The following is a 10,905-nucleotide window of genomic DNA, read 5'->3' on the forward strand; positions in this document are numbered from 1 at the left end:
TGGGCTAAAGAACGAGACCTCAAAAAGCTCAGAGAAAAGTACTAGCAATTTCTTATGATATTCATTTTTGATTAGTTCTATTCCTCCCGTAATCCCTCCACGGGGTTTTTATTCGCCGCCCCAATAGCCTGACTACCTACCGTAAGCATCGCAATCCCCAAGGCTACCAATCCGGCTGCCAAAAAATACCAAACATCCAGGGAAATACGATAGGCAAATCCGGATAACCAGTTTTTGACCAATAGGTAAGCCAAAGGCAAGGCAACCAATATGGAGACCAAAACAAGCTTTGCAAATTCACTGGATAACATCACCATAACCTGAGTTGCACTTTGCCCCAATACCTTTCGGATACTGATTTCCTTACGCCGACGCTCCGCGGTAAAAATGGCCAGCCCAAACAGTCCCAAACAGGAAATCAAAATGGCCATCCCAGCAAAGTACTTGGACAGCGTGGCCACGCGTTGTTCGGATTCATAAAGGGCCTTATAGTTGTCATCCAAGAATTCGAACTCAAAGGGAAAGCCGGGATTAAACGTACCATAAAAATTCTGGAGCGCCGCTATCGCCTCCTTTTCCCTGCCGGCCTCTATACGAACCATGGCCTTGTTTACAACATCCGGCATCATAATCAGGAACAAGGGTTCTACCTTATCATGCAAGGATTTAAAGTGAAAATCCTCTATGATACCTATTATCCTTCTTGGTCCGATAACCTTACCTATGGGGTCCTTAATTCCCATAGCCTTTATGGCCGCCTCGTTAAATATGATTCCTGTACTATCCGCACCAAATTCACGACTAAAACCACGGCCCGTTTTCATTTTCATGCCCATGGTCTCGATAAAATCAAAGTCTACGCCTACAATTTGAAACGAGATTTGATCATTGGGATCTTTTCCTTCCCAATTCAGGCCTGTGGACCAGTTATGTCCGATCATACTATGGGTAGTGCCTGCAGCGTTCTTTACTCCTGGCAGTTGTTTGACTTCGGACATAAAGGTTTGCAGTTGATCTTTAACCTTACCTTCCAACTTAAAATACACTACATTGTCCCGTTCATATCCCAAATTTCGGCTTTGGGTAAATTCTATTTGTTGATAGATGACCAATACGGAAACGATCAATATGATGGAGAGCGCAAACTGGACGACCACCAGGCCTTTTCTGGTCCATAACTCTCCCAGAGAACGGTTCAATTTTCCTCTAAGTACTGTAATGGCCTTAAATCCAGAAAGATACAAGGCAGGGTAGCTCCCGGCCAACAGTCCGGCCACTAGGGTTACCCCCACTATTATCAAGCTAAAACCGAGGTCAAAATCAAGGGCCAATTGTTTTCCTATGATCAAATTAAACCGAGGGAGGAAAAGAGCCACCAGTAGTATGGCCAGAGTCAACGCCATAAAGGCCATTAAAACGGATTCCCCCAAAAACTGGGAAACAAATGCGTCCTGCTTTGCACCCACCGCCTTTTTTACGCCAATTTCCTTTAGCCGCTTGGAAGCCCTTGCAGTGGATAGGTTCATGAAATTGATACAGGCAATGACCAGGATAATGCAGGCAATGATCGAGAACAACCGTACGTACTCAATCCTTCCCCCAACTTGTTTTCCATTTTCGTAGGTTCCATGCAGATAGTGTTCCGAATAGGGTACTAGGGTAGCGGTTCTAATGGTATTCTCGTTCCTATTTTTTCGAATCATGCGGACTTTGGCATCAAGGGCCGCCACATCGGCTCCCTCTTTGACCAATACATACACCTGGGGGCCACTGCTGTTCCAGGTATGTAAGGAATTCCATGGAGAAGCTTCCCTTGAGGCCTCGGAAGACAAGGCAAAATCGAACTGTATGGTGGAATTGGAAGGTGTTTCCTCAAAAATACCCGATACCCTAAATTGCCGGTCCTTCTCAAATTCCACCATCTTTCCGACGATATTTTCCGTTGTATTGAACAGGTTCATGGCCAGCTTTTTGGAAAGTACGATCGAATTTGGATCGGACATCGCCTGGGCCCTGTCCCCTTGTAGCCACCCATAGGAAAAAATGGAGAAGTAGTCCTCGCCTACCAGCTGTCCTACCGCCTTAAGGTTTTTTTCGCCTACGGAGAGTGCATGCTTCCCAAACCAATCCGGTTGAATAGTTGCTGTGGCATATGCTACTTCTGGCATTTCCTCTGCCAAAAGCTCGGCCATAGGTCCCGAAGTCTCGACAAAGGTTTGAACGCCATCGCTAAATTCCAAATGTTCAATGACCTGGTAGATGCGGTGGTGATTCTCGTGAAATTTATCCACATTCAATTCGTCCCTCACCCAGAGAGCGATCAACAGTACACAGGCCAACCCCGTGGAAAGTCCGATGATATTAATCAAAAAGGTGCTTTTATGCTTTCCTATATTTCGGAGAAACAGCTTTAGATTGTGTTTTAGCATAATTTGTTATTTTATTGTGAAGCCCAAATAACCACCGGGGTAGTTTCATCATGTACTCAACTTTTGGTTTGCTCCTTCCTACCCCAATGGTCATTGGATCCTTCTTCCCTTCCGTTCAATTTGGACATGCTATGGAACTCGCCCGATGCGCCGTTTGGAAGGAAAGCAAATACTCCTTTAATTCTTGGATACCGATCCCGATCCAGAAATCTGATTAAATACTTTATCGGGATTACCTCGGTATTGGATATTCCCCGAACCGGAAACTCTAGACATCAACGATTCGTTTACCGTCACCTCAACATCGGAGGAACCGGAGAGTTCCAATGTTGCCTCATCCACTTCCAATTCATAGGCCTTTACATTGGAAGAGCCTGAAGACCGTATTGTAAGTTCTTCGCTATTTCCTTTTAAATCAATATTGCTGGAACCTGATGTTGCGATAGTAATATCGGTGGCATCGATAGTTAAATCGATATGCTTTGCACCGGATACTTGAATATCCATATCACGGGTTCTAAGTGTCTTCTTCCCAATAAAATCTCCAGATCCGGATAGGCGGATCTTATCGATTTCATCAACAGAAACTGTTATAAAAACACCTTCGCCACGAGAAGGAATCAGGTGCTTGTTATCTTTTGATCTGATAACCAAAGTACCTCTCTTGACCTCGGTTTCAATATTATCCAGGATATTCTCCTCGCCCTTGAGCGTTAATTGCCCCTCCTTACCATCGATTAATTCAATATCATAAAATCCACTTGCAGAAATACCGTCATAGGTATCTGTGGTTCTTTCAACTGTTACAACATGGCCATTACCCTTAACTTTTTTGCCACGTTGGGCATGGGTAATGGCAATACAAACGATTAATGCGATAAGTGTGGTTCCATTTTTCATTTTCTATGTTTTTCGTTCTTCAATTGATTTAATAGTGTTTAGCACTCATTCTTCACGTAAGGCTTCTACCGGGTTGGTGATAGCTGTTTTAAAACTTTGCCAGCTTACCGTGAGCAATGCAATGGTAAATGTGGTGACCCCTGCCAAGGCGAATATCCACCAGCTAATGTTCGTTTTATAGGCAAAGCCTTCCAGCCACTTCTCCAGACCATACCATGCCAAGGGAACGGCGATTAAAAATGCGAGCACTACCCACTTTAAAAAGTCCCTGTTCAGGAGTGAGAGAATTTGTGTTATGGTCGCACCATTTACCTTACGGATACCGATTTCCTTGGTTCTTTGAGCTATAGCATAAGACGAAAGTGCAAAGAGCCCGATACAGGAAAGGATAATGGCCAAGATGGAAAACCAAGTAATCAGGGTGTTCACCCTTTCGTACTCCTTGTAATATTCATTAAGTTTACTATCGGCAAAAAAATGGCTTAATGTTCCTTGAGGCAGCATTTGCTTCCATTTTTCTTGTAACAGCCTTATTACTTGAAGGCCGGAACCTTTTTTTGCCCTTATCGTTAGGTAGTCCCAGTCCATAAAGTTCTCCCGTTCCGAATAAAAATGGGCCAGGGGTTGATTTTCATGTTGTGACCCCTGATAACTAAAATCATCAATAATCCCTATGATACGGTAGGATTGCCCACTTTCAGAACCCTCGCGCAAAATCTGTCCTTCCGCCTTTTCAAAGCCGAGCGCCTTCATTGCCGTCTTGTTCAGTACAACGGTGTTTCCCAAGGAGGTTGGAGGTTGGTCAAAACCGTGACCACTTAACACCGGAATACCCATAGTCTTAAAATAGTTCTTCCCTACGTAAGCCTTTCTAAGATGTATATTGGGCACTGTGCTTTTGGCCTCGGGGTAAAATGTGTTGTAGTTTTCATCATATTCCCCGGGAACACTTCCTGTAAAACCTACGGATAACACATAGGGGCTGGCATTCAGTTCTTTGGAAATTACCTCCAAGTTTTGGGATGCAACGTCCAAATCCCGGTGTTGCCAATAATCCGTCCGGGCCACGATAACATTTTCATTGTCAAATTTGGGATCCTTTTCGACCATATAATCGATCTGCTTCCGAATCAAAAGTGTGCCTGAAATCAACACAATGGCAATGACAAATTGAACGACTATCGAAGAATATTTTGAAAATATGGGCCTGTTCCCTGAAAAAACCTTTCCCTTTAGACTATCTATCAACTTTCCTTTGGCCCACAGAAGGGACGGTACCACACCCGAAACCAAGCCTACAACAACCCAAATCCCAAGTAAAAGGCTTCCCAAATAAAGGATAGAAACTGATTGAAAACTTAACCCCGCGTCAAACAACGCATTAAACATAGGGAGCAAAAAAGTAATCACAAGTACCACTCCAAAAACCAAGGCAACCAGACCCACAAAAAATGATTCGACCATAATCTGGTACATCAAATGCCTTTTGGCCGCCCCATGTACTTTTTTGATTCCAATTTCCTTAGTGCGGGACAGGGATTGGGTAATTGTGAGGTTGATGAAGTTTACGATAGCTATTCCAAGAATTCCCAAGGCCACCAAAACCAAAATTATGATCAACGCCTTGTTGGACTCTACCTCGGAATGGTAGTCGGCAAAGGGCAAAAGATCAAGGACCGTTTTGTTTTCACCTACGGGAAGAAAATTTTCCCTAACGATGTCCTGCAGCTTGGGTTGAATGCTCTTTGGCGAAATCCCATCCTGAAGAACAAGATAGGTTTCCGAAAAGGTATTGTACCAATCATGTACATCCTTGATCCAGGGTGAGATTTCCTCTCCTGTTTCATAAGAGGTAACTATATCAAATCTTACAGACGAATTCTCCGGAATGTCCACTACACCCCTTACGGTAAGGAACATATCCTCAAAGCCTATCCGTAACTCTTTTCCGACGGCCGGGGCATCTCCAAAATATTTTTTGGCAAAAGGCTTGCTAATAACGGCACTGTATTTTTCATGAAGCACTTGGGATGCCATCCCCTGGGCAAAGGGAAAGGTGAATACCGAAAAAAACCCATCATCCACATAAAGTAGGTTTTCCTGAAATGCCACATCCCCATAACCTAGCCGAAACCAGTCCCAATCAAAAATCCGCGTCCCGTTTTCCACTTCAGGAATATCTTCCAATATTTTGGGCAACAAAGGTCCTTTGGTCTGGATACTTTTCCCTTCACGGACCCTGTAAATATTGGCCAAATTTTCATTGAATTGATTGTATGTGAGATCATTGTAGACAAATAGAGCCAAGACCAGAAATGAAGCTATTCCAATACCCAACCCCGTTGTATTGATCAAAAAAGTGCTTTTGTTCCTTTTAACATTTCGAAGAAATAGTAATACGTTCTGCTTTAGCATGTGTCTTTAATTTAAAGGTCTACATGGTACGTTTGTTTTTCCTGAACACGACCGTTTTTTGAATGTCCAGAACCTAGGCTGCAACTACGTTGCAAACCAAATCGATTTCTGTGCCAAAAACACAACTAGTTAACAGTCAAAACCTTATGCTGAAAAAGGGAAGTTTTTGATTTCTTTAACTGTAAAATATTTGGACAAGGACTGTCCAAATATTTTACGGTCAGGATTTCTTGATTCTTATTGGATTTTCTTGAAGTACTGTTTTTTGGAAAAATATCCTTATTCGTCCTTTAAGGTATCTACAGGATTGGCCACAGCGGCTTGAAAACTTTGCCAACTTACGGTAAGCAATGCAATGGTAAGCGCAGTCAGTCCGGCCAAGGCAAAAATCCACCAACTGATACTCGTTTTATAGGCAAACCCTGCTAACCATTGGTTCATGGTATACCATGAAATAGGTATGGCCATAACAAAGGCCAAACCGACCCATTTTATGAAATCTTTGTTCAGCAGTGATAGAATTTGAGCTATTGTTGCACCATTTACCTTTCGGATACCTATTTCCTTTTTTCTTTGGATACAAGTATAGGACGTCAATCCAAAAAGGCCCATAGACGCAATGAGTATTGCCAGAATGGTAAAGATTTGAAAGGCGGAGCCAAAGGCTCTATCCTCGTTGTATTGTGCTTCATACTTCTGATCCAGAAAGGTGTAATTAAAAGTACTTTGAGGAAATAATTCAATCCACTTGGTCTCAATTTGGGCAATTGCCGCTCTCATGCCCGATGTGGTCGATACATTATCATTAAATCTCACAAGAAGATTGTCCCCATTGGACTCGTACATCAGCATCATGGGCTCAATCCCGGTCTTTAAGCCAAAATGATGGTAATCCTTGATTACCCCAGAAATCATCCAGTCCAATCCTCCGAACTTTACCGTTTTATTTACGGCATCTTCCATATTGGAAATCCCCATATGTCTTACAAACTTTTCATTCAAAACAATTTGTTGGCTCTCACCCATAGCCGTTTTTTTGAAAGGTCCCCCTGCAACAAATTGCAGTTGCATCAATTCAAAATAAGCGGGATCCACACTATAGTTATAGGTTATTCTCTTGTCATCCCGTGTTCCATCCGGAAATGTAATTCCGACACTTGAGTTCAAAGCGTCATATCCTCCTCCAGGATAGGTGCGTGCCCCAGCTGTACTTTTAACAAATGAGAAGTCTTCCAATTCGTTTTTAAAAGTTCTTAGTTTATTCACAAACAGGGAGTCCGGCATGGTATTCAATACTTGCCCGTTAAAGGCGACCACTTGGTTCAGGTCCGCGCCAATGGGTTGGTCTTGTAAAAACTTAATCTGCTGCGTTACCACAATGGTTCCCATAAGCAAAATAATGGTGGCCAAAAACTGGCCTGTAATCAAAGCCTTTCTAATGGTTACACCACTTTTGGAAGTGCGGGCTTTTCCTTTTAGGGCCTTGGTGGGCGTATAGCTACTCAGCATAAAGGCCGGGTAAAGGCCCGATACCAGAGTCCCCAAAAGAATAAATCCAATCATAGGGAGAAATGCTTTGATAGTTGAAAGGTCCAAGGTCAATTCCTTTCCGACGTGACTGTTAAATAGAGGTAGTACAATCAATATGACCACCGTCGCTATCGTTATGGCAATAAAGTTCAACAAAAACGACTCTAAAAGGGATTGCAGTATAATTTGTGGTCTCTGCGCCCCGGCTACTTTTCGGATTCCTGTTTCCTTGGCCCGTTCCAAAGATTTGGCCGTTGAAAGGTTGACGTAATTCAACCAGGAAAGAACGATAATAATCAAGGCAATCGCCATTAAAAACCGTATCCTGCTCGCACTCCCATTGGCCTCCGCCTCATAGGGCTTATCAGAAAAGAGGTGAATGTCCTCTAAAGGTTCTATATTATGTCTTTCATAGGGAAGGGCTTCCACCTTAAAATCCATAATCTTTTGCTTTAACCGATTTGCATCGGCTATGGGATCCAGTTTCAGGTAGGTGAAATACATGTTCTGGTTCCAGGTATAGTCCCAATCGCCCTTGAACGACTCCCAGCTATAAAAAGAAGTAAAAGAGACCAAAAAGTCATTCTTCATATGTGTATTTCTCGGATTGTCCTTTAGGATTCCCGTTACAGTAAAGCTTGGACTTCTTCCATCAAATATCTTTAAGGTCTTACCCACGGGGTCTTCATTACCGAATACCTTTTCGGCCAATGATTTTGTCAGGACTATGGAATAAGGTTGGCTCAGTGCTTTCTTTACATCTCCCTTGCTTAAGTCCCGGTTGAAAATTTCAAAGTATGAGGGGTCTGCCAGGGATCCTGTATTTTTATCAAAAATGGTATTGCCCTGGATGAGCACAATTTCGTTTAAACGTCTGAGCCTCACAAAATCCAATATTTCGGGGAATTCCTCTTTCAATGTAGGGCCACTTACAATATAGGTATTGGCGTCTCCCGGAACGTACTTCCCTCCCTCTAGATAGTCCATATATACGCGCTGCACATTTTCAGAGCCTTCAAATTTGTCATAGCTACGCTCATAATTCACATAGAGCATAATCAAAACGAAGGAGGCAATCCCAAGGGCCAGCCCAAAAATGTTGATAAAGGAATAGAGCTTGTTCTTTAACAGGTAACGCGTCGCAATTTTTAGGAATAGTTTGTACATATTTTATTTTTTTTATTCAGTCCGTAAACTCTTTGCCGGATCGGTCAATGCAGCTCTCACAGACTGAAAGCTCACAGTAAATAATGCAATTGCCAAAGCCACTAACCCGGCAATACCGAAAACCGTCCAGTCGATGTATATGCGGTAAGCGAAATCCTGCAGCCAATTGTCCATCATCCAAAAAGCGATGGGAAAGGCAATAATCATCGCTATCAGCACCAATTTTATAAAGTCTCCGGACAATAATTGGGTAATTCCCAAAATACTTGCACCAAGTACTTTCCGAATACCAATTTCTTTTTTACGTTGCTCCGCCATAAAGGCGGCCAGGGCAAAAAGACCAAGACATGCAACGAAAATGGCAAAGAAGGCAAAACTGTTGAAAATCTGGCCCATCTGTAGTACGTCATTGTGCATTTGGGCAAATCTTTGATCCAAGAACGTATAGCTCAAAACTTGGTTGGGCACATTGCGGTTCCAAATGGCTGTAATCGAAGCTAGGGATTCCGCAATGTTCCCTGGATTAACCTTTACTGCGATGGTTCCAAGATCGCTACCAATGCAAAAAGCTAGAGGGGTAATATCTTCTTTCATGGACTTAAAGTGAAAGTCATCTACGACCCCAATAATGTTCCAATGCTGGTAGTTGTTATCGATCTGTTTCCCCAAGGGTAGCTCAAGCCCCAGATCATGTGCCATTTTTTTGTTGATAATAATCGAGTTGACCGAATCGGAGGCAAATTCCCTTGAAAAATCGCGCCCGTCCACTATTTGCATGCCCATGGTTTTAATATAGTCATAGTCTATACGCCAGGTCTGACTCAAAACACCGACGTTTTCCCTTCCCTCGCCTACCACGGTAAAGGTGGTCTGATTTCGTTTAGAACCTTCAACGGGGAAATAATCGCTTGCGGAAACTTTCTGTACCTGGTTCAATTGCAAGAGCTGTTCCTTAAAGCTATCTGCCTTGCTCCCCAATATGTTGGCACCTTCCAAAATCACGACCTGTTCCTTATCGTACCCCAAGTCCTTTTCTAGGATAAAATTCATCTGCTTGTAGATGATCAGTGTTCCTATAATCAAAACAACCGATGTCGCAAACTGAAAAACAACCAGTCCACTGCGTAATCTGCCACTTTTACCCCTTATGCTTAAACTTCCCTTTAAAACATTCACCGGTCTAAAAGCAGAGAGGTAAAACGCAGGATACAATCCTGAGATAATACCAATAATCAACGCCGAGATAAGTAGAACGGGTATAAACGGTCCTGCGGTCCAAGGCATTTCTATGGTCTTCTCGGTAATGGAATTGAAAAGAGGAAGTAACGCCCATGCGCCCAACACACCAAGAACAAAGGATATTAGGCTAAATAAAACGGATTCCGTAAGAAACTGGGCCACAAGGTTACTCTTGAACGCACCAACGGTCTTGCGCAAACCCACTTCTTTTGCCCTATTAGCAGATCTTGCCGTTGACAAGTTGATAAAATTGATACATGCCAAAAGCAATATGAACCCTGCAATAGCTGCAAATAGATATACAAAGCGGAGATTTCCGTGCGGTAATCCGTCGGCCATTTCGATGTCTGATTTTAGATGAATGTCGCCAATTGGCTGTAATTTATAGGTTATCTTCTTTAAAATTTCTATAAAAGAGGCATCCCTACCCCTTTTTATCTGTGCGGGAATAACATACTTGTTTAGTATGGAACGCATTTTGTCCTGTAAGGCAATTACATCGCTTTTTTCATCCAAAACGACATAGGTAAAATAGTTTTGCGAAGTCCAACTTGCATTGGAGTCATCAATAGGCAACAGAAAATCAAAATGAAGATGTGAATTGCTGGGAAAATCAGGCATCACACCTGTTACGGTATACGGTCTTGAAGCATTATCGTCCAAAATCAAGGTCTGCCCCAAGACTTTTCCATTGGGGAAGTATTTTACTGCCTTTGATTCCGAGATAACCAAGTTTCTCGGCCCTATCAATGCTTCTTCAGGGTTGCCCTGTAGGAGTGGGATTTCCAATATTTCGAATATATTCTGGTCTCCGTACAAAAAACCTTGTTCAAAAACATTCTGGGTTTCCGCATGCGAACGGAAGGCTCTTTTTCCTCCAGAGGAAAGGGCAGAACCATATATTTTGCCGGCTTTTTCAATTTCGGGGAAATCCGCTTCCAGTGTCTGCGCCATGGGTAATGGAAAATGGGTGCTCTTTTTCATTTCCCCATTAATTTCAGCTTGCAAAACCACCCTATACATTTGATCTGATTTGGAGTAGTGCGTATCATAGCCTAATTCGTCCCTTATGAATAGCGCAATTAGTAAGCAGGTGGTAATCCCCAGGGCAAAGCCACCAATTTTTATACTGGTAAAAAACTTCTCTTTTTGAATACTTCGCCAGGCAATTTTTAGATAGTTTTTGAACATGCTTTCTGCTTTCTATTTTTGTTTATTAGACCTG

At 42.7% G+C, this 10,905-nt stretch carries 5 protein-coding genes; all 5 read right to left on the bottom strand.

Features of this window, described 5'->3' with window-relative positions; translation table 11 throughout:
* Positions 1-77: 77 nt before the first annotated feature.
* Positions 78-2,429, bottom strand: coding sequence for an ABC transporter permease (locus ACP2AF_RS04505; protein ID WP_425235049.1), 2,352 nt, complete (start codon positions 2,427-2,429; stop codon positions 78-80).
* 177 nt (positions 2,430-2,606) lie between these two features.
* Positions 2,607-3,329 (bottom strand): head GIN domain-containing protein, encoded by a 723-nt coding sequence (locus ACP2AF_RS04510; protein ID WP_425235050.1) that lies wholly within the window; start codon positions 3,327-3,329, stop codon positions 2,607-2,609.
* Positions 3,330-3,374: 45 nt separating this feature from the next.
* Positions 3,375-5,744 carry an ABC transporter permease gene (locus ACP2AF_RS04515; protein WP_425235051.1) on the bottom strand — a complete coding sequence of 790 codons (2,370 nt, stop codon included), beginning with the start codon at positions 5,742-5,744 and terminating at the stop codon, positions 3,375-3,377.
* 279 nt (positions 5,745-6,023) lie between these two features.
* A complete protein-coding gene (locus ACP2AF_RS04520; protein WP_425235052.1) occupies positions 6,024-8,441 on the bottom strand; it encodes an ABC transporter permease in 2,418 nt (805 codons plus the stop codon).
* Positions 8,442-8,453: 12 nt separating this feature from the next.
* On the bottom strand, positions 8,454-10,871 hold the full coding sequence (locus ACP2AF_RS04525) for an ABC transporter permease (RefSeq protein WP_425235053.1): 2,418 nt from the start codon (positions 10,869-10,871) through the stop codon (positions 8,454-8,456).
* Between the last annotated feature and the right edge of the window lie 34 nt (positions 10,872-10,905).

The organism is Ulvibacterium sp. (assembly GCF_965248315.1).
In the GTDB taxonomy this organism is placed as follows: Bacteria; Bacteroidota; Bacteroidia; order Flavobacteriales; family Flavobacteriaceae; genus Ulvibacterium.